Source organism: Thiothrix winogradskyi (assembly GCF_021650935.1).
In the GTDB taxonomy this organism is placed as follows: Bacteria; Pseudomonadota; Gammaproteobacteria; order Thiotrichales; family Thiotrichaceae; genus Thiothrix; species Thiothrix winogradskyi.
Map to the genome: position 1 here is coordinate 2,039,036 of NZ_CP091244.1, position 26,783 is coordinate 2,065,818.

The 26,783-nt window shown below is 52.3% G+C and carries 31 protein-coding genes and 1 pseudogene; 13 read left to right on the top strand and 19 right to left on the bottom strand.

What is annotated here, in order from left to right; genetic code table 11:
• Positions 1-75: 75 nt before the first annotated feature.
• From L2Y54_RS10410 to L2Y54_RS10430, 5 genes are all read right to left on the bottom strand, one after another.
• The gene (locus L2Y54_RS10410) at positions 76-291 is read right to left on the bottom strand and encodes a hypothetical protein (protein ID WP_236501823.1); all 216 of its coding nucleotides are present in this window, start codon (positions 289-291) and stop codon (positions 76-78) included.
• 19 nt (positions 292-310) lie between these two features.
• Positions 311-544 carry a hypothetical protein gene (locus L2Y54_RS10415; protein WP_236501824.1) on the bottom strand — a complete coding sequence of 78 codons (234 nt, stop codon included), beginning with the start codon at positions 542-544 and terminating at the stop codon, positions 311-313.
• Between the two features lie 96 nt (positions 545-640).
• Positions 641-1,819, bottom strand: a complete 1,179-nt coding sequence (locus L2Y54_RS10420) for a DUF6573 family protein (protein WP_236501825.1) — start codon at positions 1,817-1,819, stop codon at positions 641-643.
• Between the two features lie 92 nt (positions 1,820-1,911).
• Positions 1,912-2,127 (bottom strand): hypothetical protein, encoded by a 216-nt coding sequence (locus tag L2Y54_RS10425; protein ID WP_236501826.1) that lies wholly within the window; start codon positions 2,125-2,127, stop codon positions 1,912-1,914.
• Between the two features lie 2 nt (positions 2,128-2,129).
• The gene (locus tag L2Y54_RS10430; RefSeq protein WP_236501827.1) at positions 2,130-2,792 is read right to left on the bottom strand and encodes a DUF3275 family protein; all 663 of its coding nucleotides are present in this window, start codon (positions 2,790-2,792) and stop codon (positions 2,130-2,132) included.
• Between the two features lie 213 nt (positions 2,793-3,005).
• Here L2Y54_RS10430 and L2Y54_RS10435 point away from each other — a divergent pair, with 213 nt between their 5' ends.
• Positions 3,006-3,434 (top strand): hypothetical protein, encoded by a 429-nt coding sequence (locus L2Y54_RS10435; protein ID WP_236501828.1) that lies wholly within the window; start codon positions 3,006-3,008, stop codon positions 3,432-3,434.
• Here L2Y54_RS10435 and L2Y54_RS10440 read toward each other — a convergent pair.
• The 11 genes from L2Y54_RS10440 to L2Y54_RS10490 form a co-directional block, all read right to left on the bottom strand.
• On the bottom strand, positions 3,380-3,802 hold the full coding sequence (locus L2Y54_RS10440) for an STY4534 family ICE replication protein (protein WP_236501829.1): 423 nt from the start codon (positions 3,800-3,802) through the stop codon (positions 3,380-3,382). The two genes, L2Y54_RS10435 and L2Y54_RS10440, sit on opposite strands and share 55 nt — an antisense overlap.
• A 339-nt stretch (positions 3,803-4,141) precedes the next feature.
• Positions 4,142-4,429, bottom strand: coding sequence for a helix-turn-helix domain-containing protein (locus L2Y54_RS10445; RefSeq protein ID WP_236501830.1), 288 nt, complete (start codon positions 4,427-4,429; stop codon positions 4,142-4,144).
• Between the two features lie 194 nt (positions 4,430-4,623).
• Positions 4,624-5,001, bottom strand: coding sequence for a single-stranded DNA-binding protein (ssb, locus tag L2Y54_RS10450; protein ID WP_236501832.1), 378 nt, complete (start codon positions 4,999-5,001; stop codon positions 4,624-4,626).
• Positions 5,002-5,054: 53 nt separating this feature from the next.
• A complete protein-coding gene (locus L2Y54_RS10455) occupies positions 5,055-5,492 on the bottom strand; it encodes a hypothetical protein (RefSeq protein WP_236501833.1) in 438 nt (145 codons plus the stop codon).
• An 83-nt stretch (positions 5,493-5,575) separates the two neighbouring features.
• The gene (locus tag L2Y54_RS10460) at positions 5,576-6,481 is read right to left on the bottom strand and encodes a PFL_4669 family integrating conjugative element protein (protein ID WP_236501834.1); all 906 of its coding nucleotides are present in this window, start codon (positions 6,479-6,481) and stop codon (positions 5,576-5,578) included.
• On the bottom strand, positions 6,478-8,007 hold the full coding sequence (locus tag L2Y54_RS10465) for an STY4528 family pathogenicity island replication protein (RefSeq protein WP_236501835.1): 1,530 nt from the start codon (positions 8,005-8,007) through the stop codon (positions 6,478-6,480). Before L2Y54_RS10465 ends, L2Y54_RS10460 begins: the two co-directional genes overlap by 4 nt.
• A 3-nt stretch (positions 8,008-8,010) precedes the next feature.
• Positions 8,011-8,607 carry an STY4526/YPO1902 family pathogenicity island replication protein gene (locus L2Y54_RS10470; RefSeq protein ID WP_236501836.1) on the bottom strand — a complete coding sequence of 199 codons (597 nt, stop codon included), beginning with the start codon at positions 8,605-8,607 and terminating at the stop codon, positions 8,011-8,013.
• A complete protein-coding gene (locus tag L2Y54_RS10475) occupies positions 8,604-10,244 on the bottom strand; it encodes a ParB family protein (RefSeq protein WP_236501837.1) in 1,641 nt (546 codons plus the stop codon). The genes L2Y54_RS10470 and L2Y54_RS10475 overlap by 4 nt, the downstream gene beginning before the upstream one ends.
• Positions 10,244-11,065, bottom strand: a complete 822-nt coding sequence (locus L2Y54_RS10480; RefSeq protein WP_236501838.1) for a ParA family protein — start codon at positions 11,063-11,065, stop codon at positions 10,244-10,246. Before L2Y54_RS10480 ends, L2Y54_RS10475 begins: the two co-directional genes overlap by 1 nt.
• A gap of 199 nt (positions 11,066-11,264) precedes the next feature.
• Positions 11,265-12,710, bottom strand: a complete 1,446-nt coding sequence (locus L2Y54_RS10485) for an NAD-dependent succinate-semialdehyde dehydrogenase (protein ID WP_236501839.1) — start codon at positions 12,708-12,710, stop codon at positions 11,265-11,267.
• A 54-nt stretch (positions 12,711-12,764) separates the two neighbouring features.
• Positions 12,765-13,178: a response regulator gene (locus L2Y54_RS10490; protein WP_236501841.1), complete on the bottom strand. Its 414-nt coding sequence runs from the start codon at positions 13,176-13,178 to the stop codon at positions 12,765-12,767.
• 160 nt (positions 13,179-13,338) lie between these two features.
• Between L2Y54_RS10490 and L2Y54_RS10495 the strand changes: the two genes are divergently transcribed.
• A complete protein-coding gene (locus L2Y54_RS10495; RefSeq protein ID WP_236498883.1) occupies positions 13,339-14,439 on the top strand; it encodes an RNA-guided endonuclease InsQ/TnpB family protein in 1,101 nt (366 codons plus the stop codon).
• Between the two features lie 522 nt (positions 14,440-14,961).
• On the opposite strand, the pseudogene L2Y54_RS10500 reads toward L2Y54_RS10495, so the two are convergent.
• A pseudogene (locus tag L2Y54_RS10500) lies at positions 14,962-16,845 on the bottom strand (PAS domain S-box protein); the annotation flags it as partial.
• 143 nt (positions 16,846-16,988) lie between these two features.
• Here L2Y54_RS10500 and L2Y54_RS10505 point away from each other — a divergent pair.
• The 4 genes from L2Y54_RS10505 to L2Y54_RS10520 all read left to right on the top strand — a co-directional run bounded on the left by L2Y54_RS10505 (position 16,989) and on the right by L2Y54_RS10520 (position 19,032).
• Entirely contained in the window at positions 16,989-17,546 is a 558-nt protein-coding gene (locus L2Y54_RS10505) for a M23 family metallopeptidase (RefSeq protein WP_236501843.1), read from the top strand.
• 266 nt (positions 17,547-17,812) lie between these two features.
• Positions 17,813-18,400 (top strand): DUF6036 family nucleotidyltransferase, encoded by a 588-nt coding sequence (locus L2Y54_RS10510; protein WP_236501845.1) that lies wholly within the window; start codon positions 17,813-17,815, stop codon positions 18,398-18,400.
• The gene (locus tag L2Y54_RS10515; RefSeq protein WP_236501846.1) at positions 18,401-18,784 is read left to right on the top strand and encodes a hypothetical protein; all 384 of its coding nucleotides are present in this window, start codon (positions 18,401-18,403) and stop codon (positions 18,782-18,784) included.
• Positions 18,785-18,873: 89 nt separating this feature from the next.
• Positions 18,874-19,032, top strand: coding sequence for a hypothetical protein (locus L2Y54_RS10520; RefSeq protein ID WP_236501847.1), 159 nt, complete (start codon positions 18,874-18,876; stop codon positions 19,030-19,032).
• 140 nt (positions 19,033-19,172) lie between these two features.
• Here the strand turns inward: L2Y54_RS10520 and L2Y54_RS10525 are convergent, their stop codons facing one another.
• Entirely contained in the window at positions 19,173-20,213 is a 1,041-nt protein-coding gene (locus tag L2Y54_RS10525) for an IS5 family transposase (protein WP_236497348.1), read from the bottom strand.
• A gap of 372 nt (positions 20,214-20,585) precedes the next feature.
• Between L2Y54_RS10525 and L2Y54_RS10530 the strand changes: the two genes are divergently transcribed.
• Both L2Y54_RS10530 and L2Y54_RS10535 read left to right on the top strand, forming a co-directional pair.
• A complete protein-coding gene (locus tag L2Y54_RS10530) occupies positions 20,586-23,621 on the top strand; it encodes a leucine-rich repeat domain-containing protein (RefSeq protein WP_236501848.1) in 3,036 nt (1,011 codons plus the stop codon).
• On the top strand, positions 23,618-24,109 hold the full coding sequence (locus L2Y54_RS10535) for a hypothetical protein (RefSeq protein ID WP_236501849.1): 492 nt from the start codon (positions 23,618-23,620) through the stop codon (positions 24,107-24,109). The genes L2Y54_RS10530 and L2Y54_RS10535 overlap by 4 nt, the downstream gene beginning before the upstream one ends.
• On the opposite strand, the gene trxA is transcribed toward L2Y54_RS10535, so the two are convergent.
• Positions 24,083-24,559: a thioredoxin gene (gene trxA, locus L2Y54_RS10540; protein ID WP_236501850.1), complete on the bottom strand. Its 477-nt coding sequence runs from the start codon at positions 24,557-24,559 to the stop codon at positions 24,083-24,085. The two genes, L2Y54_RS10535 and trxA, sit on opposite strands and share 27 nt — an antisense overlap.
• 75 nt (positions 24,560-24,634) lie before the next feature.
• Here trxA and L2Y54_RS10545 point away from each other — a divergent pair, with 75 nt between their 5' ends.
• Genes L2Y54_RS10545 through L2Y54_RS10565 form a run of 5 tightly spaced genes read left to right on the top strand, consistent with a single transcriptional unit; the run spans position 24,635 to position 26,739 of the window.
• Positions 24,635-24,967 (top strand): hypothetical protein, encoded by a 333-nt coding sequence (locus tag L2Y54_RS10545; protein WP_236501851.1) that lies wholly within the window; start codon positions 24,635-24,637, stop codon positions 24,965-24,967.
• A 31-nt stretch (positions 24,968-24,998) separates the two neighbouring features.
• On the top strand, positions 24,999-25,472 hold the full coding sequence (gene ybaK / locus L2Y54_RS10550) for a Cys-tRNA(Pro) deacylase (RefSeq protein WP_210219158.1): 474 nt from the start codon (positions 24,999-25,001) through the stop codon (positions 25,470-25,472).
• A 16-nt stretch (positions 25,473-25,488) separates the two neighbouring features.
• Entirely contained in the window at positions 25,489-26,187 is a 699-nt protein-coding gene (locus L2Y54_RS10555; protein ID WP_236501852.1) for an alpha/beta fold hydrolase, read from the top strand.
• Complete coding sequence (locus tag L2Y54_RS10560; protein WP_236501853.1) at positions 26,184-26,363, top strand: hypothetical protein; 180 nt, start codon at positions 26,184-26,186, stop codon at positions 26,361-26,363. The genes L2Y54_RS10555 and L2Y54_RS10560 overlap by 4 nt, the downstream gene beginning before the upstream one ends.
• 22 nt (positions 26,364-26,385) lie before the next feature.
• Positions 26,386-26,739 (top strand): ribosomal maturation YjgA family protein, encoded by a 354-nt coding sequence (locus L2Y54_RS10565; protein ID WP_236501854.1) that lies wholly within the window; start codon positions 26,386-26,388, stop codon positions 26,737-26,739.
• The last annotated feature ends 44 nt before the right edge of the window (positions 26,740-26,783 follow it).

Below are 26,783 nucleotides of genomic sequence, written 5' to 3' on the forward strand. Positions count from 1 at the left end.
TCCAAAAGGTTGAGGGATGCCGGAGAAACATCTCCCATCCGGGAAGCATGTTCCCCGGCTGGGTTGGGATAAACGTCAGTCGCTGGCAATGTCGAGGAAACCGGGGCTGTTGCCTTCGGGGTCGCTCAATACCCAAACGCTCAAGGTTTTGCCGGTTTTGGTCTGTACGCTGAAACCGAAATGCTGCTGACCAAACTGTGCTTCGGGGGAAACGAACGCATTCAGGATGCACCCGCCCACCAGTTGCTGGCTGATGATGTCGGCTTGCCGTTCGGCGGTAGTCTTGCTCATGGTGTTGCTCCTGTTGTGGTTACACTTTGCGCCACTCACCGTGCCGGACAATCCCGTCGGGCAGGTAGGTGACAGTCCTGACACAGCCATGCAGTTGCTCGGCACGGTTCAGGGCAGGTTTCAAGTTGGGGTGGCGCATGATGGCAGTGCCATTGCTGCGGGCAGATTCCCAGCGGCAATAGGCTGTCGCCACCAGCGACAATTTGGGTTTTAGCTTGTGGCGCAGTTTGAGGGTGATACCGTTCAGTTGCATGGTGTTTCTCCTGTGAAAGGGCTTGCAAAGCCACCGGGGAAACACCCCGCACGGGATTGTCTCTCCCGGCGTCGGTTGGTAAGGGTGAAAGGTGTTTCAGTCTTCTTCGGGCAACATAATGGTGATGACATGTTCGCCATGATCACCGGAGCCGGAATGCAGTTTGAGCTTAATGCTGCGTGGTGTTGTGCTGAAACCGTCGCGTTCGATGACGTACAGTTCGTACCGCAGGGTACTGTCACCCCGCTGGTTGGAGGAACGGCGGATGGCGAGTGACGCCATATACAACACATCCCACAAACGACCCGCAGTGCTTTGTCCCAGCGCCTGTTGTTCGGGGCGAACCTCGTTGTTATCCCACTCGACAAAACGCTGATAAACGGCTTCGGTGAGGGCAACAGGAACCTTGAAACCGGCATCACGGGCTTCGCTGCTGGCAGATACATCGACCAGCACACCGTCGGCAATCGCTTGCTGGCGGGTGTAGACACTGATCACATCCGCATCGTCCCAGAAACCACCCACAGGATTGCCGGGTGGCGGGGTAGCCTGTTGCGGATGGCGTTTGGCAAGACCGTATTCGAGGTCGAGGGTCATGCGTTCAGGAATACACAACCTGCCAGCCTCATCCGGCTCCACCCGCAATGCGCCGGAACGGATATTGGCACTGACCAATCCGCCGATATTGCTGCCGAGTTTGAGGTAACTGGCATTGCAGCCGAAACCCTGCAAGGGTTGCAGCCACTGGAGGTCAGCCAGCAACGGCATGACCACGGCCTGCCAGTCATCCAGCAACGGCACTTCGCAGATGTGCCGCACTAATTGCCAGGTGTCCCGAAGCGTTTGCGCGGTTGCCTGTCCCAGATAGGGCAGTGCGGCGGTCTGGGTTGCTTTGTCCGGTGTGGTCAGCAGTGGGTGATAGAGGATCATTTGTGCAACCTCCCCAAACAGGTGGGTCTGCACTTTTGCGCCGTGGTACTCCATCTTCCCCAGCACCTCGCGGCTGAACCAGCCGCTGGCAACGGTTTTTCCATCCTGCTGGACAATGAAGGCATGGAGTTGCCCTGTGGTCATTTTGCCGCGCAGTTCCTGAAAGGCGGTGTCACGCCCCAGCAGGGATAAATACAGGAATTGTCCATCGGGTGCAGCCAGTGCGCCGATACAAAAAATGCCAGACGGCATGATGCCAGTGCAGGTGGGGCCAGCCTCCAGGGTGGCAATGCCAAACGGGGGCTGAGGGGAACCGGCATGGTCGGTGGTTTCGGTGGTAGTCATGGTGTTTCTCCAGAAAGTGTCAAAGCAACAACCGGGGGAACACCACCCCGCCGGGAGGGATGCTCCCCGGCAGGGTCAGGTTGGGAAAATGGTCAGGTTGGGGTGGGTGGGACGATGATTTCGCCGTACAGGGCATCCATGTCATCGTTGTCGGGCATGACCCGCACAATCAGCGTGCCATCGCCATCGCGGCGGATGTACACCAACTCATCACCCACTTTTACCCAGGCAATGGTGTCACCGTCATCGACAATGAACAGATGGTCGTCTGAACAAGCGGAATCAGGGTCACGGATGATGCTAGCCATACCTATGCCTTTTCCCCGTGTTTTGCCCATATCTGGCGTGCCGCCACAAAGCGGTAGCCCAGGCTCTTCAGTCGGTCACATTGCGCCCGCAGTTTGGTACGCGCGATGGTAGGGTCAAGTTTGACTTCATGACCCAGTGGGTAAAGTTCGCCAAAGGTCTCCTTATCCATTAGTTCCTCGCGGAATCGTCTTTCCTCTTCCAGCGTCATGACACCTGTGGCAGCCGTAGTAGCCTCAATTTCAGCGGTTGTAGCCGCATCCACTGGTGCAACGTTCGGTTCTGCTTCTGGAGCGGTGTTGCCGTTTGCCGGGGCAACCGCTTCCTCATCCGCCGGGTCAACGTCCAGCGGCTCCATGTCGGCGGTTTGCTCATCGAAGCCAGCCAGCACAAAGCACGACAATACTGCCCGCAGTTCAATCACGATCTTCCCGCCCGCGATGTAGTGGGAGGGGTAGATTTTGTCGATACAGAAATTGCCGGAGTAAGTCCCGGCTTCGTACTGGTCAAGCTCAGGGTTTTTTACCTCGAACTGACCAATGTGGGTGGACAGCTTGCCGACTTTGAAGCTGCCGCCTGCGCGTTTGGGGATGTCCCGGATCATCAGGGTACCGGGGACGATAACGGTGGATGTGCCAAGGTTGGCGGTATTCAGGGTTGGTTTCATGGTGTTTCTCCTAAGTGAACATCAAAATGGCAGCGGGGAAACACACTTCCCTGCGGGAGTGGTTTGCTCCCGGCAAGGTTAAAAAAGCCCAGATAGGGCGAAGGTCAAGCATGGCCATCAGCCTGTTAAGTCAGGCCGCATCCAGCAATGGCGGAGGATGCTTCAAGGGTAGGTTGCAAGCGGTAACAGCGAGCAGCCAAAGGCTTGTTGAGGGTGCAACAACACACATCGGAAACCTTCCCGCCCGGCACTGCCACGCAGTACCGGCTGGGAAGGCAGCCCGCAGGCCGCCTCAGGTGGAATCAACAGGCGCGGACACGTTCCGCACAAAGGGGCAAGCGTCTGTCTGACCGGCGACGTGCAACCGGCGGGATGGATGGGCCGGACAGCCCACCTGTTGTGCCGGTAGTGTTACCCGCACAACAGGAAGGCCGCCGCTGGCCTGACCCACACTACCTGCGCAAGGCAACAGGCAGTGTGCAGCAATCAACCCCGGTGGGTTGCCATTACCTCACACACTCAATCAGGTGTATTGCCGGGGAAATTCCACCGGGCAAGGCCAAGCCTTTACCCGGTGGGCGATGTGATCAGGCAGCTTCCGCAGCCTCGGCCCCTGCCGCATCCCGTGGGGGTGCGGTGTAAACGCTATTACCATCAACCTTGATCCAGTCGATGCGCAACAGGCGTGCTTTCAGGGCTACTCCCGGCGTGCCGTCTTTCTTTTCGTAGAGGTCGGGGTACAGGTCGCCAAGGTTGAAACCGAGCAACACCTTTTTATCGGCGTTCACGGCGTCCATGCAGCGGCGGATCAGCTTTTCAGCTTCTGCGCCGGAAACCCGGCAATCGAATTTGGTGTACTCGACGTTATCGGCAGAGCCATGCAAGGCGGCAATGGTGCAGGCCAAGAATGGGGAGCCACGTTTTACCGTGACTTCACGGATACGCGACACATAGCCAAGGCCGGACACGTGCAGGTTGAAATAACTTTGGGAGGGGGTAGAAGTGGTCATGGGCGTTCTCCAGAAACGGGCTTAAGGGATCGGGAAAACGCTATCCCCCACGGGAAACGGGTTCCCGGCAGGGTGTTCACAGTGTGAACAGGGGTAGAGCATTCACACCAGCACCAACCGTCAGGTTGTGCCGTCACCGCTTGCGCGTGGTGGGTGACTTTCAAAGGTTGGCTGCTTACTACTGGTAGCAAGGCAACGCAGGGTTTGTTGAGGGTGCAACAACACACGTGGGAAAGCTTGTGCTGGAAATTCTAGGCAGGGTTTGCGGCTGGCGTCAACTTTGGGCGCACCACTGTATCCCTATCCTTTGTACCGTGATGACCGGCAGGAAACAGGGCATCAAGCAGCAAGCGCCTGAATGACCGCAGCAGGGTTCTTGTCCATTACTTGCAGCAAGACCCGTGCCGGGCCGCGAGGGGTACGCAGCCCCTGCTCCCAGTGACGCAATGTCCCCAGTGAAATGCCGAAAGTGGTGCAAAACTTTTGCTGGCTCATCCCGGTTTTCTGACGGATATTTTTCACATCAAGTGCCAAGGGTTTGTGTCCGACGACCTTGGTTGGCTCGCCTTTGGCATGGGCAATGGCGTCATCCAGCCCTGCCATGATTTCAGTGAATGCGTTGCCCATTACGTTCCCCCTTGGCAGGATTTTTTCTGGAAAGGTTCGGTTTCAGCGATGGTTATCATGGGGCTAGCGTATACGCCAATGGCGTATTCCTCAGGTTTTTGTTGATCCAATCCGACCAGTGCGTGGGCAATATCCCACGCACTGGGGTGTTGTTCACACGGGTTGGGCAGATTTGCCCTGGGTCATGGTATAGGTCATTCCTCACCTTTCCTGTCGGTAAATTTCACATTGGCGATCCTGATCATGTCGAGGTCAACACTGCTGGCGTTTAGCATCAGGCGGCTGCGTTCTTCACCGCTGTCGCGGTCAGTCCATTCCTCGTTGACCAGCGTGCCAGTCACCAATACCCGGCAGCCTTTGGCGAGCAGTTTGCTGGCTGTTTCGGCACGTTTGCCCCAGTAGGCCACGTTCAGCCAAAAACCACCCTGTTCGCGGTAATCGTCGCCATCCTGCACCTGCCGGTCAAAGTAGATGCGCAGTTCACACACGGCACGCTTTTCGTTTGCCACGTCCACGTATTTCAGTACCGGGTCATTGCCCAGATTGCCACGGCCTTCAAATCGGTTTGCCATCGGGTATCCTCTTTATGTTGTTGTCAGTGAAAGGTTAGTTGTCATTGGTGTGGTCAGGCTGTTTCAGTGGAAGTTCGGGGCAGTTGCCGCATCATTCCCCGCCAGCTTACAAACTGCTGGAGCAGGCGTTCCAGCCGTAGGCATTCGTAGTTGCAGACTGCCCATGCCTGGTTCAGGTGGATGCGCTTGAATTCCAGTGCCAGCACCTGCCGCCGGGCATCGGCTGACAAGGCTGCAAGGTAGGCTTGCCCCACCGCATCATCCAGTTCAAACCGCCGCCGGGTTGTCCCCACCCGCCAACGCAGCGGGGTGTAGGACTTGTCTGCCAGCCGGATAGGGCGGAAGGGCAGGCTGTAACCGAAGCTGGCATGGAACTCCTGCTGCAATGCCAATAGTTGTTGGTTCAGTTCCGCCAACTGTGCCTGCCTGCGGATAAGGTATTCCCGCGCTTCCCGTGCACCGTCAAAAGGTAAACCGTATAAAGCTGTCATTGCTTATCCCCCTTACCCTTAAAGCCCTTTAGACGGGCTAAGCCGTACCGGGCAACGCTGTACCCGCTCATACCGTACCGCCTTCATGCTGCCACCCCGGCAGTTGCCACCGCATCCGGGGTGTCTGCCAGCAAGTCTTCACGGGTAGCGTCATGGTCATGATCGGTATCTGCATCGGTGGCTGCCTTGCTGCCCGTAGCGGCGCGGGTGATAGCAGGGGCAAACTTCGGGCGCTGGCGTTTTTCCAGTATCTCTACTGGCAGTTGCCCCATGAGTTCGGCGGCTTGGCGGGCAGGTTCGGTGGCTTGCTGCACCTCCGCGCGGGTAATGCCGGTGTAACGGTAGCGGGCAGTACTTTCAAACACTCGCCGCACCATACGGCTGGCCTCGTTCAACACCCCACGCTCGGCAGCGGCATCCATATAGGCGACATGGCGGGCAGTCAGCACCATGCGCACCAGTTCGTCGTAATCGGTAATGACCCGTGTCGTCCAGTAGGCATAGCTGGCGGCAAAGTTCAGGGTAATGCGTAGCGGTTTGGTGGATTGCGCCACTTCCACCTGCATCGCTGGCACAGAATCCAGCAGCTTGCCCAAGCGTTCGCGCAAGCTGGCGATCCCGCTGCTGGTAGTTTCCAGCGCCTCTTCGGCCTGTAGCAGGAACCAGTCGGCGTAAGGGTCATCGTTACGCGCTGCGTCAGCCATCTGGTTGAGGTACTTGCTGAACTGCATCAGCCCCAGGATACGGTGCTGGGTGTCGGTACGTTCGCGGCCTGTCACCAGCATTTGGGCTTGGCGGGTCTGGATGGTGACAACGGTGCCGCCGCGCAGGACGCCGATGGATTCCTGGCTGGCATGAGTGATGTTGGTTGTCGGGACAGTGCTGAAAAAAGCCGGTTTTGCGCCATCTGCCACCGCAGTAGTTCTTCCAGCCATCTCCTGGATCTTGCGTAGTGCTGTAGTACGTGGGCTATCAGGTGTGCTCATCATGTTTTATTGCTCCATGGGTTGTCGTTAAACATTGTTTGCCTACAGGTGTTTCCGCCGGAAACACCTCTTGCAGAGTCGTGCGCTGGTTTGGAAGTGTTTCCGGCGGAAACACCCCGCGTTGGGTTTGGTGCCATCCCGGAAGTGTTTCCGCCGGAAACACCCTCAGGGGATTCTTTTGTGCTTCCCGCCCGTAGTTCGTCAGCCCGTTTTTTCAGGGCGAAGTATTTCTGCTTGGTGCTGGCGAGGTGGGGATCTTCATAGCCGCTAGATCGCGCCATGGTGTCGGCATGGCGGATGTCACCTGCCAACACACTCATTTCACTCAATAACATTTTGAGTTCAGTGCCAGTGTCAACGGGGGCAGCGGTGTCCGCCACCGGCTGGTGGACAGGTATCAACCCACCCGTCCGAGCAAGTTCACATAATTTGCGGGTATAGGGGAAAACACCGTAGCTGAGTGGCTTGGAGATGCCTTGGGCTATTGCTTCCAGTTTTGCCTTGAGTACATCCAGCACATTCTGGCGTAGATTTTCAGGCAGCGCCTCGACTTGCAAACGCACCAGCACTTGGGTGCTTTTGTCGAGTTGGGGTGGAAATTGCAATGTTGGGCTGTTGTTGGCAGCATTTTCTGCTAACGGTGTGAAATCTGTACTGGTAGTGGTAGTAGTTGTTTCTTTATAACTACTATTACTACTACGTAGTACAGAAACTGTACTGTCCATTGGTACAGTTTCTGTACGGGGTATCTTCAACTCACTGGGTACGGATTCTGTACCCGGAGACACAACATGGTCTGGGTGTACTGGGTACAGATTCTGTACTGAGGCAGTTGCAACCGTGTTGTCCGCCTTGCCGACATAATGGCCTGCCTGCATTTCACGGACAGTTTGCAATGAAGTGCCATAAAAATTACCACCTTGCTGGGACAGGAACTGCAATACCCGGCTACGCCTTTCCAGTGGTGGCTCCACTTGGGAGACATCAACGCCAGCCTTGATCTCGTTTTGTAAGTCCCGCAACAATTTGGAGGCCAAACCCTTGACCCGTGGGTGGGGGTTGTTCTGGCCTAAACCCGTATTTTCCAGCCACTCCAGATAATCACTGTCCAGTGTCAGTGTTTCCGCCAGTTGCAGGGGTTCATCATGCAGGGCGTAAATATTGCCCCTGACCCGGCCTTTGCCATCCCGTAGCTTGCTCTTGCAGATGGTCAGCCAGCGGGTTGCCCGCAGGATAGCGAGTGCACGGGAAATGGTGGCTTTGGAACCGACTTGACAGCGCAACATGAGTTCTTCGTAAGTCGGGAAAGCGGTGACGGAATTGCCATCCATGGCGTGTAGCTTGATGATCGCCCAGACATTCCGTTCCAAGGGTTCGAGGATGGGGTCTTCGTACAGCATCCGGGGGAACACCAGTTGCGGATTGCCGAGGAACAATACCCCGTCAAGTGTACCAAGGCGTTGGTTGCCGGGTTTTTGCAGCAGTTCAGTGGCGCTACGTTCGATCATCTGTTGCAGATGGCTGGACATGGTTCACCAGCCTCCTGTCGTGGTATGGCGGTGGCGGGTCTTGACCTGTTGAGCCATCTGTTGCCAGTCCTGCACTAAATCCCAAATGATCCGCAGGGGGTGTCCGGTGATGTCATGCAATTCCAGCAAGGTTTCTGAGGACAGGCTTTTGTCTTGCCGTTCCCATAAGCGGTACAGGTCGTGTTCCTGTTGTTCCGTCAGTTGGCTGTAACGGTATTCCTGAATGCCGAGTTCCTTGCGCACGCGGGTGTAGTGTTTTTTGCTGATTCCCAGCAAGGCTTGCACCATGGCGAGGGAAGCACCTGCTTGCAACAGGCGATGCAGCAACGCGATACGTTGTTGTTCCATTTCCAGGTGCTGGCGTTCATTGGCAATCAGTTCTGCCAATGCTGCTGGATTGATATTCGTGTCGATGCAGAATTGGAGTTGCTGGCTGGTAGCCGTACACAAGGTATCCACCATCCGTTGTTTGACCCGTTGGCGTAACGGGGGAGCCAGGTTCACCAGCAAGGCGGGCAGTATTTGCTTCAACGCTTGGTCTGCCAGTTGGTTCAGGGAATCGGAACCCCTGATAAAGGGTTGGGTCTCTGACTGGTTCATGCGGTAGATACCTCCCACACGGTTGCCCCTTTGCCATGGGTCAGGATCAGGTCGTGGATTTGGCGGGTGTTACGGATGATTTCCACGGCCTTATCAAAATGGTTATCCGGCAGGTAATGCCAGAATAGCCAGTGCCCATTCATGGGATCCATCAGGGGATGTACCGAGAGGCGCATTTGTGGGTCGTCAATCACACTTTGTTCCGGCAGATAACGGATGCGGATAGTGTCAGGGCAACCTGTTGTACCAGTCGTGCTGCTGAAACTGGCACTTTGCTGGCAGAGGAACCACCACAGGGAATGCCCATGCCCCAGTACCAATGCGGCATCCATATCGCCGTGTTCTGTCTTGAGGAACAGGTCATACACCCAGTCAGTGTCGAACACGTCCACCATCAGAAACCCAAAGCCCACTTCCAGTTGGGTCAGGGATTTCTCGCCATTTCTGACATAACGTGCCAGCAAACGGGCATTTTCCCAGTTGCGTTCCCGTAGTGTCCGCAGTTTGGTTAACCAGTTGCCATCAGGGACGATAACCTCACGTTGCGGCTCTGGCAGTGTGGTGGGGTAGGGGAGGCTGTCATCGGATTCCATGAAATGGATGCTGATGTTATCTGTTGCCTGCTCACTATTCCCTTGACCCCAGCCTCCAGACCAGTTGTTGGCAGCCGATGTGTCAGGTTGGTTTGTCGCCGGAGGGGTAACAACAGGTGCAGAAACTGGCAGAGTAGGCGGTGGGCTATGTTTGAGTTCATGACCTTCCAGTGCCAGTTTAAGATTTGCCTGAATCTTGGCTGTTGGGGCTTCGTCTGCCAACGCATGACCTAATTGCTGGATAACCGCCGTTTCCACCGCTTCATAACGCCATTCTTCACCCAAGTTATCTGTTGCTGCCAGTGCATCGGCAAAAACAACATCGCGGAAGGTCTTGCCTTCATCATCGCTTAGGCTGCTATCAGGGAGGGCATGGAACTTCCAGACTTCAAACGCAGCTTTTTCCAGCTTACGCAGTTTTTCCATTTGGTCTTTGCCAGCCCCTGCCGCCAGTACCTGTGGAATTAGCCCGTGCAGACTGAGGGCATATTCCAGTTTCGACAGCATCCCAGCACTGACCGGGAAGCCCCGTGCTTTCAGGGCTTCAGCCAGTTTCCGCAGTGACAAGTCTCCACCAGTTTCTTGCTCCAACTGTGTTTTGGCTTCGCGGATAGCCAATGCCTTGTCAATGAATGTCATGTTCCCGCGCAGGTCGTTCTCACGCAAATGGGCAAGCAGCGCGTCTGTGTCGGATTCAAAGGGATGGAACTCGCAGCGTACCTTGTGGAAACGTTCATCTTTAGTTTCCGCCCACAGTTCTTTCAACACCTTCAAGCGGGTGTTGCCACCTTTATAAATGATGTAATGCGTTGCTCCCGGTCTGCGACTGATGGGGAGAGGGTTGTCCAGCCCTTGATGGCGGATGGACTCCTTGATTTCATCGTAACGTTCGTTGTGGGTGCGACGGGGATTCTTTTCATAAAATCCGATCCGCTCTATTTCCACCAACATGGTGGTGATGGTAATGGGGTCACTGGGTGGGGGGACATTCCCGGACTTGCCGAAATGCCCCTGAAAAATGCTGCTACGTACTGCATCGTTCATTACCCTACCTCCTGCATGACAGGCCGGAAATCGGGGAACAGTTCTGCCACCAACCCCATCAGGGTCAACTTGGGCATCGGGTACTTGCTGAGTTGGTGGACGGGGATACGCAGGGTGGCTGCTTCCCGCCATGCCACTGCGGAGGGTATGGCAGTTTCCAAAATGTTGATGCTCAGGTCATCCGGTTCGGAAGCGGTGGCAGCTTCACGCATTTCCCGTGCAACGTTCGTCGCATCGCGGGTACGGTCAACCCGGTACAGGACACCGTACAAGGGGGCAACTGTAATCCCAAGGTAAGACATGGGCTGGAGGCGTTCCAGCATTCCGAGCGTACCCCGCACGAATTCACGCGCTGACATGGTTTCAGTCGGGATGGGCGAAAGCAGCAGATCGGCAGCCAGCACCGCCGCATCCTGCAACGGGCCAACCGCACCTTGGGTATCTATGAGGATGTAGTCGTAGTTGGCTTTGAGCTTACCCAGTAGGTTTCTGAGCCGGAAACGCCCATCCGGGGTATGCAGTACCCAGTCCTGTAACTTGCCTTCAGGATCATCTGAATAGACCAAGTGACAGCCACACTCGGTGGTACTAATAGTGTTGACCAGATCATTTTGGGTCAGTAGTCTTACCAGACCTCCATCCGCTTGGTGGGTCAACGGAAAATAACTGGATAGTGCGGGTTGCACATCTGCATCGACCAGTAAGACTCGCTGCCCCAAACTGGCAAGCAACCCGCCAAGGTTGGCAGTAAGTGTGGTTTTTCCGACTCCGCCTTTGGTAGAGCAAATGGTCAGGATGGTAGGCTGTTTTGCCTGTTGCATCTCAATCTCCTTGTTTTTAGGAGATGTGAGGTACGATGTTGTAGCCCTTGGTATAGATGCACTGACTTGTAATCAGTAGGTCCCGCGTTCGATTCGTGGTGCCGGCACCAAACAAAACAAAGGGTTGCACTTTTTAAGATGCAACCCTTTTTTGTTTTACGACTCAGCTCCGTCTACCCCCTAATCTGCCAGTTGCTAATTAGCCCATATTGACGTATTTCAGTTCCATATACTCATTAATGCCGTACTTGGAGCCTTCACGTCCGAAGCCGGAACTTTTGACACCACCAAAGGGCGCGACCTCATTGGAAATAAGACCGGAATTGACGCCTACCATGCCGTATTCCAGCGCCTCTGCCACACGCCAAACGCGGCTAATGTCGCGTGTGTAAAAATACGCAGCCAAGCCGTATTCGGTGTCATTCGCCAGTGCGACCGCCTGATCTTCGGTTTCAAAACGGAACAGCGGTGCGACCGGGCCAAAGATTTCTTCACTCGCCAAGCGCATAGCCGCTGTGGTGTGGGTCAACACGGTTGGCGTGTAATAAGTGCCACCGAGTTCATGACGTTTGCCACCGCCGACGATACAAGCACCTTTGGCGAGCGCATCCGCCACCAGCTCCTCCACCTTGCAAATGGCGGCTTCATCAATCAGTGGCCCTTGCTGAGTGCCATCTGTCATACCATCGCCGACTTTCAGTGCAGCAACGGCATTCGCCAGTTTTTCCGCAAAGGCGTCGTATATGCCCGCTTGTACGAGGAAGCGATTACTGCATACACAGGTCTGACCGGCATTGCGATACTTGGAAATCACCGCACCCTGCACGGCTGCATCCAAGTCAGCATCGTCAAACACAATAAACGGCGCATTGCCACCGAGTTCCAGCGACAATTTTTTCAGGGTCGCCGCACTCTGTTGCATCAGCAATTTGCCAATCTCGGTACTGCCCGTAAACGACAGCTTGCGCACCTTGGGGCTGCTGGTTAACTCACCGCCAATCTGTGCCGCTTCGCCAGTCAACACGTTGAACACGCCTTTGGGGACGCCAGCACGTTCAGCCAACACCGCCAACGCAAAGGCTGATAGCGGTGTTTGCTCTGCTGGCTTGACCACAATGGTGCAACCAGCCGCCAATGCGGGGCCAACCTTGCGGGTAATCATGGCAGCAGGGAAATTCCAGGGGGTGATCGCCGCACAAACACCGACAGGTTCGCGCAGGACAATAATTTTGCGGTCGGCTACCGGCGAAGGAATGACATCGCCATAAGTACGCTTGGCTTCTTCGGCAAACCACTGCAAAAATGACGCGGCATAGGCAATCTCACCACGCGCTTCGGCTAGTGGCTTGCCTTGTTCGAGCGTCATAATGGTGGCTAGATCGTCTTGGTGTTCGAGCATCAACTCGTACCAGCGCATCAGCACCCGTGCGCGTTCGGCGGCGGTTTTTTTGCGCCATGCCGGAAAAGCCGCCTCGGCAGCGTCGATGGTGCGACGGGTTTCAGCCGCGCCGCAATTTGGTACAGCGGCAATGACTGCGCCATTAACCGGATTGGTCACGGCAAAGGTTGTGCCGTTGTCGGCATCGACCCATGTACCATCGCTGTAGCATTGGTTGCGTAACAGGCTTGCGTCTTTCAGAACCACTTAATCTCTCCTTGAAATGCTGCTATACCCGCAGCATAGCACTAAATTAAACGCTTAAGCCGCCAGCTTGTGTTGTACCCGGAGCCACTTTTCCAATTTCTGCTGCAACTCCTCTAGGCGCACCGGTTTGGAAAGGTAATCGTTCATCCCGGCTTCGTAGCATTTCTGATCGTCCCCATTCATGGTATGGGCGGTCAGAGCCACAATCGGCAATTCCTGATAGCAAGCATCGTCCAGTTGACGGATTTGGCGCGTGGCTTCGTAGCCATCCATCACTGGCATTTGGCAATCCATTAGTACCATCGAATAACGCTGCTGTTGCACCGCTTGCAAGGCTTCTTTACCGTTGACGGCGAAATCAATATGGGTGTAACCCAATTTTTTTAGCATCGCCAATGCCACTTTCTGATTCACCAAATGGTCTTCGGTCAACAAAATACGCACCGGAACAGCTTCTGGCGTATCCATCTCCGGCGTTGCCGCAAGGCTGAGTTCGGTGCTGCTGGTTTTATCCGTAATCGCGTAAAACCTCGTCCTTCAGGGCGGGGATATAAGCGTCTTCGGCTACCTCTGATGAAGAGTCATCCATTCAGTGGTTTTTTGTCGTAATGCCGCTACACTCTACCCCATGAAACCCATCACCACCACCTTGAAAACGCTCAAAGTTCGCATCCGCGACAAACACGCGCCGGTATTGCGCCAATGGGCGTTTGAGTGCAATCAAGTGTGGAATTCCGCCAATGCCTACAGCGCAGAATACAGCAATATCCCCATTCCCGGCGTGGGTTGGATACGCAGCAATATCACCGCTTTCGATTTAGCCAAACAACAGGCAGCATACAAAAAAGAACGCGGCTTCACGCTGCATTCGCAAACGGTACAAGAAGTCACCGAAGCCCACGCGAAAGCACGAAAACAATTCACAAAAGACAAATTACGCTGGCGGATTTCCGGTGGATCCAAACGTTCACTGGGTTGGATTCCCTTCAAATCCGGGGCAGCGGTGTGGAAAGATGGGCAAGTCCGCTACAACAAACACTTTTTCAAGGTGTGGGATAGCTACGGCTTGTCACAATACGCCTTCCGTTCTGGCTCGTTTTCCGAAGATGCACGGGGTCGGTGGTATTTCAATGTTGTGGTACAAGTTGAAGTTGCACCTCACGACAGCAGGAGTGCGATTGGCATTGATCTTGGGTTAAAAACCACTGCCACCTGTAGTGACGGCACCGTACTGGAACGCCAGCAGCGTTACCGCAACCTTGAAGTGAAACTCGGCAAAGCCCAACGCGCCAAGCAAAAACGGCGGGTGAAAGCGCTTCACGCCAAAATCAAACACCAACGCAAGGACGATACCCATAAATTCACTACCGCACTGGTGCAGCAGCACGGTGCAATATTCGTCGGCAACGTCAATAGTGCTGGCTTGGCAAAAACCACGATGGCGAAAAGCGTCCTGGATGCAGGCTGGTTCATATTGAAGACACAACTGAAATACAAAGCGATAGCGCGGTCAGTGGTGTTTGCAGAAGTCAACGAAGCGTACAGTACCCAGACGTGTTCGTGTTGTGGAAGCATTTCCGCCAACAGTCCGAAAGGTAGGGCGGGTCTTGGAATAAGGGAATGGCGTTGTGCCGACTGTGGCACGCTGCATGACAGAGATGTCAATGCAGCCCGTAACATTCTCGCGGCTGGGCATAGCCGTCTCGCAGGAGGAATCCCCTTCCTTTAGGGAGGGGAGGATGTCAACAGCGGCTTCTGGGTTTGTTGTCCCATTGTTGGCCTGCCATTGGGTTAAATAGCGCAACATGCCTGAATGCTTAATGGGTTTTGTGACCAGTTTCACGCGCTGCCCCAAGCGTGCTTTTTCCAGTGCGGCAACTTGCCGCCCTGTGCCGTAGATCATTACCACCGCTTGGGTATGCTCGCGCACGGCTTGCATGACAGCGATCATGCCAAACGGGTGCTCCGGTTTGTGATATGCTAGGTCAGCATCCAATACAATCAGGTCAAACTGGGGGTTACTTTCTAGCGTCAATAAGAGGCTGTTGAAACTGTCTACCCTGACGGGTTCTAAGCCCCACTGGTGTAACTGTTCGTCATAATAAGGGTTCAGTAAGGGTTTTGCCCCCCACACTAATACCGCAGGTACGCTTTGCAGCACGGGTATTTTGCTCAACTGGCTGATTTCGACACTAATGGATGCCCAGAAGGTGGAGCCAACCCCAACCTGACTTTCCAAACCAATGTCACCACCCATTAATTGAGCAAGTTGACGGCTGATTGCCAACCCCAAACCCGTGCCCCCATGCTGGCGTGTGACCGAGCCATCGACTTGTGAAAAAGCCGTGAACAGTTTGACTTGTGCCTCTGTGGGGATACCACAACCGGTATCCATGACATCAAACCGGAGCACTGCCAGTGTACCGCTTGCTAGTGCATCGCCTGACACGCTGATTTTTAGTATCACATGCCCACGTGCAGTAAATTTAATTGCATTGCTGAGCAAATTGAGCAAAATCTGGCGCAAGCGTAGCGGGTCACTCACGATAGCCGCAGGCACGTCACGCTCCATCAGCAATGCTAATTCAAGACCTTTGCCGTGCGCGTTTTCTGCCAGCAAGTCGATTACCCCTTCGATCACTGGCAATAGCTCAAAGGTAGTGGCGGTGACGGAGAGTTTGCCCGCTTCAATCTTGGAAAAATCGAGAATGTCATTGATGATGCGCAGCAAGGATTCCGCACTTTGCTGCACGGTATGCACCTGATCATGCTGTTCTTTGGTGAGTTTGCTATCGAGCAATAATTCCGTCATGCCAATCACGCCATTCATGGGCGTGCGGATTTCATGGCTCATATTGGCGAGGAATTCAGACTTTAACCGCGCCGACTCCAACGCGGCATCACGCGCCTGAGCCAGATCCTGCTGTTGCTGTAAACGCTGACTAATATCCCGAATAATGCCGGTAAATACCAAGCTATCCCCAAAACGCGCTTCATTCACCGAAAGGTCAATCGGTAAGAGGCTACCGTCTTTGCGTTTCGCCATAAGCTGACGCGGGTTGCCGATAATGTGCTGCTCCCCGGTTTGCAAATACCGCTGGATGTAATGATCATGCTGGATGTGGTGATCCCCTTCCATCAGGATCTTGATGTTTTGCCCCAGTAATTCTTCTGGGGTATACCCTAAAATCGGCAACACCGATTGATTGGTTTCGATGACTACACCTTTGGCATTGATTACCACAATCGCGTCTAGTACCGAATCCACAATGGTACGGGTTTTGATTTCGCTGGCTTTGAGGTTTTCCGCTAAGCGCTCGCGCTCTTCGATCCCTAACACCAGTTTATGATTGGCTAAACGCGCTGCTGTTTCCGACGATTGTGTGGCTTTTAATGAGCCGCGCAGCCCGCGCAATGCCAACATCAACACCAATAGCATCGCCATCCCCAAGCCTAACAGCATGAGAAACGATTCCATCATGGCTTGTTTGGTGGCATTTTCAAAACCACTCAAGGGGCGGTTGACTTCCAATACCCCGCGTACATCGCCCACTTTCCAATCGTTTTTGGGCGTATTCTGGTAAGTGTTATGGCAACCCACACAGCTTTCGGTCAAACGATCCGCACGGGCGTAGCGCAACCGTTGCTGACCCTGTTCGCCCTCAAAGCGCCACACCGCTTTTTCTGGATTTTTGCGCAACTCGACCAGTGCCCAGCGCTCAAAATCATCCCGTGCACCGCCGTCTTTGCGCCAGGGAAACGGCTTGTCGCTGTAAAACCGCACCTCGTATTCGCTGGCTTTTCCGTCGGAAAGGTATTTAGCGAAATCCAGCATCATCGTTGCGGGTAAGGGGAGGGCGTTTTTGCGATGCAGGTAATCGTGGGTAATCTCCAAGCCACTTTCTTTGGCACGTGGCACAAAATGTTCCGAATAAAACGTGCGGAAACGCGACACCGAACCCGCGAACTGGCTGGCTTCGTACACTGCAATCTCTTGATGGATCGACTGATTTTTCTGGTAGCTATACCAAAACACTATGCCTGAACCAATCAACAGCAGAATGGAGAGGATGTACACGATGTAACGGCTGATAAAACCGTCACCCCGTGGGGTAGCGTTTGTTTGAGTTGTCATTGGCTTGTTTTATTAATTTTTTCTATGCATCCATCTTAACAAGAATCCTGCATTTATCCAGTAAAATCATTCGTGCATTCGTGACACGTACTTGCAAACGCGGCAAGAAGCGCGAAAATACCGATTTCACCCTTGGAGTTACCATGCCCATCATCAGCAGCCTGCACATTTACCCGGTCAAATCGCTGCAAGGTATTTTGGGTATCGGTTTGTTGGGGTTGGTGGTAGCGGTTGCCTTGTTGCCAGAAGCACACCGGATTCCGGTCAGCGGCGCAACCGCGAAAGATTGGAATCCGAAATCGTTTTGGTATTACCCGTGGGGGCGTTCCGGCACACACAAGGGCATCGACATTTTCGCCAAAGAAGGCACGCCAGTGGTGGCAGCGACGCAAGGCTTGGTGGTGTATACAGGCGTGGATAGCGTGGGTGGTAATGTCGTGTTGGTGTTGGGCGGCAAGTGGCGGTTTCATTATTACGCGCATTTGCACAGTATTGATGCGCAGGCGTGGCGGTGGGTGAGGGCTGGGGAGCCGCTTGGCACGGTGGGTTCGTCGGGTAATGCTAAAGGCAAGCCGCCGCATTTGCATTACGCGATTCGCACGCCGTATCCGCAGCCGTGGTTGTATGAGGCGGGTGTGCCGCAGGCGTGGAATAAACTGTTTTTTGTTGACCCGAATCGGTGGTTGACGGAAGGGTTGTAAGGTTGCGGAGGAATGAACGTCGATTTTTCAAAGAAATTTTATAGAAATTTGATTTTATTAATATTATTTCTATGAAATTCGTATTAAGCACCTCGATTTCTCGCATTAAGGGTTTCCGAAACTCGTGTTAAGGGTAGGTGATTTTGTGCCGATCAGTTTGTTGCTTGCGCCGTTGCTCGAAGTCGAAGCGTGAATAAAGTATGCGCGGACAAGTTGAGAAATTTCTGAAAGAATAGCCCCTATCCAGACATGAAGAACGGTACAACATGCATCAACTCCACACTGAGACACCATTAGCCAAAGCCATTTTCGAGCTTTTTGGCAATTTTGAGACGGCTTTACGCCATGTAACCGGAGACTTACCAACCGGTTCAATCAGAGCGTTCATCTTTGGTGGCTGCGCTCTGCATATCCATACCAATGCCAGAGGCAGCAACGATCTGGATGTAGAACTCGAAGCCGCTCAACACCTCAAAACCGATGAAATCCGGCTGGAGCTTGATCCCGTGTATTTCGAGGATGAAAATGGCTTACCCTCCATTCTTGAGCTTGATACCCAATTCAATACCGCACTGGCATCCGTTTCCCCCGATTACAAAGAACGGGCAATTCTACTTACTGGCAGGGAAAAACCGCTGCATATTTACTTGGTGTCAGCAGTAGACGTGGCGGTTTCCAAGCTGGGAAGGCTTGCATCAGATGATATGCTGGATATTATTAACCTGTATCAGGTCGGTGGATTTGACCTGCAACTATTTGAAAGTGTTGCCCAAGATGCACTAGACTATTACGCAATACCCAAGCCATTGGAACTGAATATCAAACACGCTTTGCGTGAATTACGGAAGTTGTAAATGCCGACTGATACCACCACCGCTTTCGAGCGTTTAGTCACCCACGACTTTGACCAAGCCTCGCTGGAGGATGTCAAAGCCGTGGCGTTAGGGCTTTGGTATCAGGATTTTGTCCCTGATTTCACACAATTATCCGTAACCAACCTGCAATCACAACTCCGTGCTGGCTATCTGGTTGACCGCCTGTTGCGCTATAACTGTGTATCGGATGAGCGTAAAAAAACCCTGTTTGCCAACGTGACTGCCCTCAAAATACACCTTAAACCGGCAGCTAGCACCAAGCCGAATGTTGAACTGCTGGCTAAAAACTGGGGGCTGGATCAGGACTTGAAGCGGCTTGCCAAAGAACTGCTACCTTATCAGACCCGCCATTACCAGCGATAAATCGCAACATCAGCGCATCCGCTTGGGCAGTGTTTGCCCGCTTCCGGCATTCCGGTTACTATCCGGTCATCATCCCTTATGCTTGACTAATGATGTCTATGACCCCGAACCCGCTGGAAATCGCCCTCGAACGCATCGAAGAATGTCGCCGTACCCACTCGACCGAACTGGATTTGAGCGGGCTTGGTTTGAAAGAAATACCAACACAACTCTCAAAGCTAACGTGGTTAACGAAAGGGAACCTCTAAAAACCCGGCGTATTGCAACGGTTAGCGTTGGCCTATCGGCATTTTGTTAAAAAAACACCAACCCATCTCAATTTTTAGCACACCAAGCCACAATCAGGTTGTTTTTCCGCATTTTTGCTGTTTTTTCGGGAATTTCTCCATCAAATGGGCACAACTCCGCCCTCTCTGAGCGAACAGAGCCGACGCAGGTTATACACGGTTGCTTTGATGCTGAGGCCGAATACTGCCCGTGCCAACCCAATGCTGCGGATGGCTTTGCCACCCATCGCACAGATTGACCCAAACACATGCTCAACCCGTGCGCGGGGTCTGGCGATGCGGGTGTTGCGGCGTTTCTGGCAGTCGGATTGCGGCTTGCCTTTCTTGGCTTTGTGCTGGATGTGTAACCGCCAGCTACCTTGGTTGAGGCGTTGTTCACGGGATTGGTCTTCATAACCTTTGTCCGCCCATACGTCACGGCTGGTGTTGGCTCGGTCAAGCACCGCTTCAAAATGGTTGGTGTCATGCTCTTTGGCGGTGCTGATGTGGCGTTTGCGGATGAGTTTGTATTTCCGATCGGCACTGATACTGAGTTTGTAGCCGTGGTAGCTTTTGCCGTGTTTTTTCGTCCAGCTTGCTTCCGTATCCTTTTGGCGACGTTGGGCAGGTGTCCAGCCAGCGGGTGTTGCCGCTTGTTCCAACAGCGCTTTTTCTTCTTTGTGGAAATGTTGTTTAGGGGCTTCCACCAGCGTGGCATCGACGATTTGACCACCACGGGCAATAAAACCGTGTTGTTGTAATTGCCGTTGGACGGCATCAAACAGGGCATCCGCACCACCTGCCGCACTGATCCGTTCACGGAATACCCACAAGGTATTGGCATCCGGGATCGTGCTGGAATGACGCAGGCCACAAAACCGTTGGAACGACAGCCGGTCAAGCAATTGGTATTCCAATGCCTCGTCCGACAGGTTGTACAGGTGTTGCAACACCAAGACCCGTACCATCAGTTCCGTTGGGTAGGGTGGACGGCCTCCTCGCTTGTCACTTGGGCGTGGGGCGATGTGGTCGATTTCTGCTGCCAAGGCGACAAAGTTGACGTGCTGGTTCAGCGTGGACAGCAGGTCGCCCTTGCGGTCGAGTTTCTGTTCACGCTCTTCGGCGGCAAACAGACTGGTTTTGATGGCACTTTTCTTGGGCATGGCTAGTAACGGGGCGGTGGCTCAGATGAGCATTTTCTCACATTTGTGTGGGTATCAGTGGGTTTTTAGAGGTTCCCGAAATTATATCTTGAAGGTAATTTAATCAAAGATATTTCTATTCTTGGCACATTTTTGCAGTTACAAATACTTATCTTGTCCGAGAATCATGTTAGAGACATCTCTTCCCTTCATACATTGCTACAGTTACGAATTCTTGATCTTTGGGATAATGAAATTACTGACCTCTCCCCTCTCAACTCACTACATCAACTGCAAAAGCTAGATATTGCGGCAAACAATGCTAACAACCTCTCTCATTCCAATAGGATGAACTTAACTGAACTTACCCTAAGTACTAGCGATATTGACACTGTGGAATTTAACGATTTTCCTCATTTGCAAAGGCTAAATTTTGAAGACATCAATGTCAATAAATTAATAATTAAGGATTTGCCAGAAATTCAAAGCCTCAAGATTTTCGCAGGGAAGATTGGGATTTTAGAGTTAATTAATTTACCTCAACTCAAAGAAGTGGAACTAACAGAAGAAAATGAATTTAGAAAATTAAAACTAAAAAATTTGCCAGCACTAAAAACTCTTGATGTTAGCAGTGATAGCGGGGAAATTATATACTTTCAGGTCGAAAATCAATCAAACTTAGAGTCATTGAATATAAGTAACAACAAAATTACGGATATGTGTTTTTTGGAGAATTTGCCACATTTAAAGCATCTTAACCTTGGTGGAAATCAAATTAAGGATGCATCAGCATTAGAAAAATCAAAAAAACTAGAAACCCTTGATCTTTCTGATAACCAAGTGGTTAACATAGCATCCATAAGTCATCTAACTGAATTACGAGAACTTTACATCGCATACCAATGCCAATCAAATGATGAATTATTATTGCCCATAAGCAAGCTTGAAAAATTAGAAACACTATCGGTCAGGGGTAATAAGATTTATGACATATCTCTTTTAAGCAACCTCTGCAAACTACAAATACTTGATCTTGGAGAAAATGAAATCTCTGATTTATCGTCACTGAATACTTTGACATCACTAAAGGCAATTAACCTTGGCAACAACAAGATTTATGATATATCAGGGATACGCAATTTAATAAAATTAGAAATATTGCTCATTGTAAATAACGATGTCTCAGACATATCAGCTTTAAAAAATTTAACAAACCTAAAGACATTGGACTTTGCGCACAATCGAGTTTCGGATATATCCAATTTAGAGAAACTAAAAAACCTAGAAACATTAAGATTTTCACACAATCAGGTGATGGATTTGTCAATCTTGAATTTGTTAAATCATTTAATAAATGTCGACTGCAAAGAAAATCTAGTAAAAAATATAGCTTGCATTAAAGAGTTGATTGCGTCAAAAAGGCTCCGGGAATTTATTGCATATGGCAATCCTATCGAAAAAGTCCCATTTATATTATTAGGAAGAGAGTTTGGGGAGAACTGCATAGAAGGTGTAAGTAATTATTTTCAAGATATTCTTAAAGGCTCGGAAGTTCAACAGCAATTAAAAATTCAGTTTGTTGGCAATGGCCGAGTTGGAAAAACCACACTGGCTTATGAATTAGAACACAAATGTGCTCCTAATAAACCTGTTGATCCGACTCACGGTATAGTCATTAAGGAAATCAGGCAAAGAATTGAAGATGAAGAGCAACCTGTTATCTTGCAACTTTGGGATTTTGGCGGGCAGGAAATTTATCACTCTACCCATCGCCTATTCCTGTCGGATGACTGTCTTTATCTGCTGCTGTGGGCGGAAGAAACCGAAGAACACCCAGATGAAACACGCCACCCAGTCAGCTATTGGCTGGAAGCCATCCATGACCTTGCTCCAAATAGTCCGGTTATTCTGGTCAAAAATCAGATTGACCGCTCTGACTTGTTGCCCACAAGACCAATTGAACTGACTGAAGATATGCCGGGCATTGAACAAATCCGGCAGGAAGTGAAAATATCAGCGATACAATATCGCGGTATTCCTGCTTTGCGTGGCGCTATCGAATCTGTGTTGGAGGAACTGAAAAACCGCGTTTGTTTGGAATTACCGACATCATGGTTACAGGTGCAACGCGAGCTAAAGCAAATTGACCAGGAGACAATCCCCTTCATCCATTTCAAACAGCTTTGCATGAAGGCGGGTGTTGGTCATGCTGAATGGTTCGCAGACTATCTGCACAAAACTGGTGTACTGTTTTACCGCGAACACATGTTTCAGGATCAGGTTATCCTCGACCAAAACTGGGCAATTGAAGCAGTTTACCGCATATTTGACCCCAAAAAACCGCATCGTCGCCGTATTGAGCGCATGGGGGGGCGTTTCAGCGGTGAAGACGCAACTCTGTTCTGGGCAAAAGAAGAGGCTAACGAACACGAAGTGTATGTCGACTTCATGCGCAACTGCGGTATCTGCTATGAACCGCAACAGAATAAAAACCAGCAGGACAACAAACCTTTTACCGAGCGTGAATTCATCATCCCAGCATTGCTGCCGTTAACCAGCAAGGCCAAAACAGCATGGGGCGCTACCCGCCCAGATGACTGGCAACTTGACATCGAATACCCATTCCTGCACCGCAGTATTATCGAACGGATCATCCTGCGCATCGGTGAAACCTATGAAGGTGAATCATGGCGTACCGGCATTTTCTGTCACACTAACGAAGTCCAACTGCTGTTGGAGTGCGAATATACCAATGAGCAGCAATCCACACAGGGACGTTTACGCTTCCATTTACGAGGTAGCCAGCTTGACTGCTTAGCTTTAGAAAAGGTTCTGCGCAAACTGGTTAGACAAACCAGCCCACACCGCCGCTATCAAGAGTTCCTGCGCAAAGGTACTGAAGAACGCGCCCAACTACCCGAATTCAAGGAAAACCCGCAAATGCCAACACCACTGGATGAAAACAAGCCCGCCAGCAAAACCGTCAAGCTATTCATTTCCTATTCCCACGCCGATGAAGCCCACAAAAACGAACTGGAACTCTGCCTGAAAAACATCAAACGTCGTTTACCGTTGGAATATTGGGATGACCGCCAAATGTTCGCTGGTGAACTCGTTGATAACCAGATTCTTTCACGGCTGGAAGCAGCGAATATTGTTGTACTGCTGATCAGCCGCAATTTCTTCGCCTCCGACTACTGTTTCAGCATTGAAATGGAAAAAGCCCTGAAACGCTACGAACAGAATCACAATGTAGTCATCCCGATCATTATCCGCCCTACCGATGATTGGCGTGAATTCGACATCGGCAAAATCACCGCCCTACCCACCGACGGCAAACCCTTAAGCAAATGGGCAGACAAAGACGACTTCTGGGCAGACGTACAACAAGGTATCCGCAAACAAGTCGAAAAACGGCTACAAACATGAGCAAATTCACCACCAAAACCCTCACTTGGCTACGCTGGCTGAGCCTATTGCTGGCACTCACACTGCTGGCAGCCATCAATTTACTGCCCATGCCCGCTCCCGGCGAAGTTATGAGCTTGCAATTGGCATTCACCCCTGACGCTTTCCGCAGCATCCACAGCCAATGGACAGCGGATCAGCGACAAGCCTTCGCCAACCATTTCCCGCTCGATTTCCTGTTCATTGCCGCTTATGCCCTATCCGGTTATCTATGGGCGGGATCAAGGTTGTTCGCAAGTTTGCCAACGGCACTGGTTACGCTGGCTCGTTGGGCATTGCCCCTCGCAGGTGTGCTGGATGTCGGTGAAAATGTGCTGGAAATGTACCTGCTGAAAAAATTGCCAGATTTACCCGCCACAGTGGTCATGCTGGCGGCAACATGCGCCGCGCTGAAGTGGGCATTGACGGGCGTATTTGCACTGCTATTTCTGCGCATCGTTCTGGCTTGAAGCCGCCTTCGGCTCATGAATTCCGTGTTTGGTCAGAATGTACTGAATGCTGTGCGGCAGTTTTGCCCCCGTAAAACGTTCCACGGATTTCCCATCCCGAAATAGCAACACCGTCGGCATAGCACGGATGCCAAAACGCTGGCTCAGTTGCTCATTCTTATCCACATCCACTTTCGCCAGCAGAAACGCGCCTTGGTAATCATCGGCAAATTTAGCCAATAACGGGGTCAGATTCCGGCAAGGGCCACACCATTCGGCATAGAAATCGACCATCACGGGTGTTTTGTGGGAGGTTTCCAGCACCATCTCATCAAATTCATCGGCATTGACGAAGGCTTCGTGCTTGCTACGGTTATCAGAAGGCTCAACCTGCTTGGAGCGTCGCAGCGACCTGACAATCAGAAAAGTAAAAACGGCGACCACAATAGCGGTGAGAATGGCGAGGTGCATAGCATACTCCGTTTATTTTAGGGAATGTAAGTGTTACCATAATACCATTAAGGCAATATATCTGTTACTTAAAATATGTCAAAACTCGAAGCCGTCATGCCCCTTTCCCTCAAACGTGCCATCAAGAAATTAGGGCGCGACATCAATACTGCCCGACGGCGGCGGCAATTGACCGTGGAGATGATGACCCAACGTGCCAGCATTTCCAAGCCGACCTATTTGCGGGTGGAAAAAGGCGATCCCAGCGTTGCCTTTGGCACTTACTGCATGGTGCTGTTCGCGCTGGGCGAAGCCGACCGCATCCAGGATTTACTGGATATTTCACGTGATGAAACCGGCTTGTTGCTGGACGAAGCCCGTTTGCCCAAACGAATAAGACGCAAATCCATCCTCCCGGAAGCTTTATGAACCAACATGATTTCTACCCGGTAACAAACCCATGACCCCAGCCATCAACCTCGCCAAAAAAGCCAAGATCGCCTTCAAGGTACACGAATACACCCACGACCCGGACAACGCCGCCTACGGTTTAGAAGCCGCCGAAAAACTAGGGCTTCCCCCCACGCAAGTATTCAAAACGCTGGTGGTGAGTCTGGATGGCAAAGAACTCGCCGTCGGTATCGTGCCAGTCGCCGCGATGCTCAGCATGAAGCACCTCGCCAAAGCCGCCCACGCCAAAAAAGCTGACATGGCAGACAAAGCACTGGTTGCCCGCACCACGGGTTACGTACTCGGCGGGGTCAGCCCGTTGGGGCAAAAGAAGCTGCTGAAAACCTTCATCGACGAGTCTGCCCTGCAATTTCCGACGATTTACGTGAGTGCTGGGCGGCGCGGGCTGGAAATCGAGCTTGCCCCGCAAGACTTGCAAAGCCTGACCCGTGCGGTGTTCACGCCCTTGATGCAAACCGAGTAACGTTTTTGTGGGGTAAATGATGGCAACAAAACTCGTCCTCCTCCCCGGTCTTGATGGCACGGGCTTGCTGTTCCAGCCGTTACTGGAAGCGTTGGGGGCAGCATTTCCGGTTCAGGTCATTTGTTACCCGCCCGATCAATGCCTGTCGGTGGAAGCACTGGCGGCACAAGTTCGCGCACAAGTGACGTTCGACATCGACACGGTATTGCTGGCGGAATCGTTTTCCGGCTTGATCGCGGTGGAATTGCTGAGGCAGGGAATCCCGTTACGCAGCGTTATTTTTTGTGCGTCGTTTGCCAGTGCACCGCATCCGTGGTTGTTGAAACTGGCGATGCATTTGCCGTTGGAACGTTGGTGGCGGTTGCCGTTACCTGAGTCGTTGCTGCGATTGTTGGGTATTGATGCACGCTTACAAGCCTTGCTGAAACCGGTGCGGGAGCAAGTGCTGCCCAGCGTGGCGGCGTACCGTTTGCGGCTGATTGCAGCAGCACGCCCGTTTGCCTTGGCGCAACGCTGGGAAATCCCCTGTCATTATTTGCGGGCAGTCAATGATTGGGCAGTACCGGAGCGGTGTGCAAATGAGTTACGGCGGTACTTTTACCATGTGGAAATCACCCGCATTGCGCAGTCTGGTCATTTTTTGCTGCAAACGCAGCCAGCGGCGTGTGCGGCGGTGTTAAAACGGTTGATAATAACGATGGAGGAATCACCATGAAACGCTACGGAAAACACTTACTGCTTTGGCTATGCCTGCTGGGGCTGAATGCCTGCGCCACGCCACACCCGGATTGCGAAAAAGCGGATGCGTTTGGGCATTGCCAAAAATGGACGGGAGTTGAGCCGAGTTGCCCTAAACCGGATTTTCTGGGTTTTTGCCCGCCGAGTCGGTAAGTGTTGAATTAAAGGAGTTACTATGCGTTTGAATTTGCCGATGCTATTTGCCGCTATCGCGTTGTTTGTCATTGAGGTGATTATCGCCACCAAGCTCAACGATTACACCTTCATTCGCGCTTATTTCGGCGATTTTCTGGTGGTGATTTTGGTGTATTGCGCGGTGAAAGCTTTTTGGGATGTGGAACCGAAACGGCTGGCAATCGGTGTGTTTGCCTTTGCTGTGGTGGTGGAATTGGCGCAATTGTTCCGTGTGGCGGATGTACTGCAATTGACCGGTTGGGCGCGGGTGGTGGTGGGGACGAGCTTCAGTTTCCATGATGTGTTGATGTATGCGGCGGGGTGTGTGACGGTGTGGTGGGTGGATACGCATTAGCAGTGATGTAAACTGTCAGTATTGCAGAAGGCTATGCAGAACGT

What these genes read in the sequence shown, in the direction of transcription:
- L2Y54_RS10410 (WP_236501823.1), bottom strand. Translation starts at nt 291, where the DNA reads ATGAGCAAGACTACCGCCGAACGGCAAGCCGACATCATCAGCCAGCAA.
- L2Y54_RS10415 (WP_236501824.1), bottom strand. Translation starts at nt 544, where the DNA reads ATGCAACTGAACGGTATCACCCTCAAACTGCGCCACAAGCTAAAACCC.
- L2Y54_RS10420 (WP_236501825.1), bottom strand. Translation starts at nt 1,819, where the DNA reads ATGACTACCACCGAAACCACCGACCATGCCGGTTCCCCTCAGCCCCCG.
- L2Y54_RS10425 (WP_236501826.1), bottom strand. Translation starts at nt 2,127, where the DNA reads ATGGCTAGCATCATCCGTGACCCTGATTCCGCTTGTTCAGACGACCAT.
- L2Y54_RS10430 (WP_236501827.1), bottom strand. Translation starts at nt 2,792, where the DNA reads ATGAAACCAACCCTGAATACCGCCAACCTTGGCACATCCACCGTTATC.
- L2Y54_RS10440 (WP_236501829.1), bottom strand. Translation starts at nt 3,802, where the DNA reads ATGACCACTTCTACCCCCTCCCAAAGTTATTTCAACCTGCACGTGTCC.
- L2Y54_RS10445 (WP_236501830.1), bottom strand. Translation starts at nt 4,429, where the DNA reads ATGGGCAACGCATTCACTGAAATCATGGCAGGGCTGGATGACGCCATT.
- ssb (WP_236501832.1), bottom strand. Translation starts at nt 5,001, where the DNA reads ATGGCAAACCGATTTGAAGGCCGTGGCAATCTGGGCAATGACCCGGTA.
- L2Y54_RS10455 (WP_236501833.1), bottom strand. Translation starts at nt 5,492, where the DNA reads ATGACAGCTTTATACGGTTTACCTTTTGACGGTGCACGGGAAGCGCGG.
- L2Y54_RS10460 (WP_236501834.1), bottom strand. Translation starts at nt 6,481, where the DNA reads ATGATGAGCACACCTGATAGCCCACGTACTACAGCACTACGCAAGATC.
- L2Y54_RS10465 (WP_236501835.1), bottom strand. Translation starts at nt 8,007, where the DNA reads ATGTCCAGCCATCTGCAACAGATGATCGAACGTAGCGCCACTGAACTG.
- L2Y54_RS10470 (WP_236501836.1), bottom strand. Translation starts at nt 8,607, where the DNA reads ATGAACCAGTCAGAGACCCAACCCTTTATCAGGGGTTCCGATTCCCTG.
- L2Y54_RS10475 (WP_236501837.1), bottom strand. Translation starts at nt 10,244, where the DNA reads ATGAACGATGCAGTACGTAGCAGCATTTTTCAGGGGCATTTCGGCAAG.
- L2Y54_RS10480 (WP_236501838.1), bottom strand. Translation starts at nt 11,065, where the DNA reads ATGCAACAGGCAAAACAGCCTACCATCCTGACCATTTGCTCTACCAAA.
- L2Y54_RS10490 (WP_236501841.1), bottom strand. Translation starts at nt 13,178, where the DNA reads ATGGATACGCCAGAAGCTGTTCCGGTGCGTATTTTGTTGACCGAAGAC.
- L2Y54_RS10495 (WP_236498883.1), top strand. Translation starts at nt 13,339, where the DNA reads ATGAAACCCATCACCACCACCTTGAAAACGCTCAAAGTTCGCATCCGC.
- L2Y54_RS10505 (WP_236501843.1), top strand. Translation starts at nt 16,989, where the DNA reads ATGCCCATCATCAGCAGCCTGCACATTTACCCGGTCAAATCGCTGCAA.
- L2Y54_RS10510 (WP_236501845.1), top strand. Translation starts at nt 17,813, where the DNA reads ATGCATCAACTCCACACTGAGACACCATTAGCCAAAGCCATTTTCGAG.
- L2Y54_RS10515 (WP_236501846.1), top strand. Translation starts at nt 18,401, where the DNA reads ATGCCGACTGATACCACCACCGCTTTCGAGCGTTTAGTCACCCACGAC.
- L2Y54_RS10520 (WP_236501847.1), top strand. Translation starts at nt 18,874, where the DNA reads ATGATGTCTATGACCCCGAACCCGCTGGAAATCGCCCTCGAACGCATC.
- L2Y54_RS10525 (WP_236497348.1), bottom strand. Translation starts at nt 20,213, where the DNA reads ATGCCCAAGAAAAGTGCCATCAAAACCAGTCTGTTTGCCGCCGAAGAG.
- L2Y54_RS10535 (WP_236501849.1), top strand. Translation starts at nt 23,618, where the DNA reads ATGAGCAAATTCACCACCAAAACCCTCACTTGGCTACGCTGGCTGAGC.
- trxA (WP_236501850.1), bottom strand. Translation starts at nt 24,559, where the DNA reads ATGCACCTCGCCATTCTCACCGCTATTGTGGTCGCCGTTTTTACTTTT.
- L2Y54_RS10545 (WP_236501851.1), top strand. Translation starts at nt 24,635, where the DNA reads ATGTCAAAACTCGAAGCCGTCATGCCCCTTTCCCTCAAACGTGCCATC.
- ybaK (WP_210219158.1), top strand. Translation starts at nt 24,999, where the DNA reads ATGACCCCAGCCATCAACCTCGCCAAAAAAGCCAAGATCGCCTTCAAG.
- L2Y54_RS10555 (WP_236501852.1), top strand. Translation starts at nt 25,489, where the DNA reads ATGATGGCAACAAAACTCGTCCTCCTCCCCGGTCTTGATGGCACGGGC.
- L2Y54_RS10560 (WP_236501853.1), top strand. Translation starts at nt 26,184, where the DNA reads ATGAAACGCTACGGAAAACACTTACTGCTTTGGCTATGCCTGCTGGGG.
- L2Y54_RS10565 (WP_236501854.1), top strand. Translation starts at nt 26,386, where the DNA reads ATGCGTTTGAATTTGCCGATGCTATTTGCCGCTATCGCGTTGTTTGTC.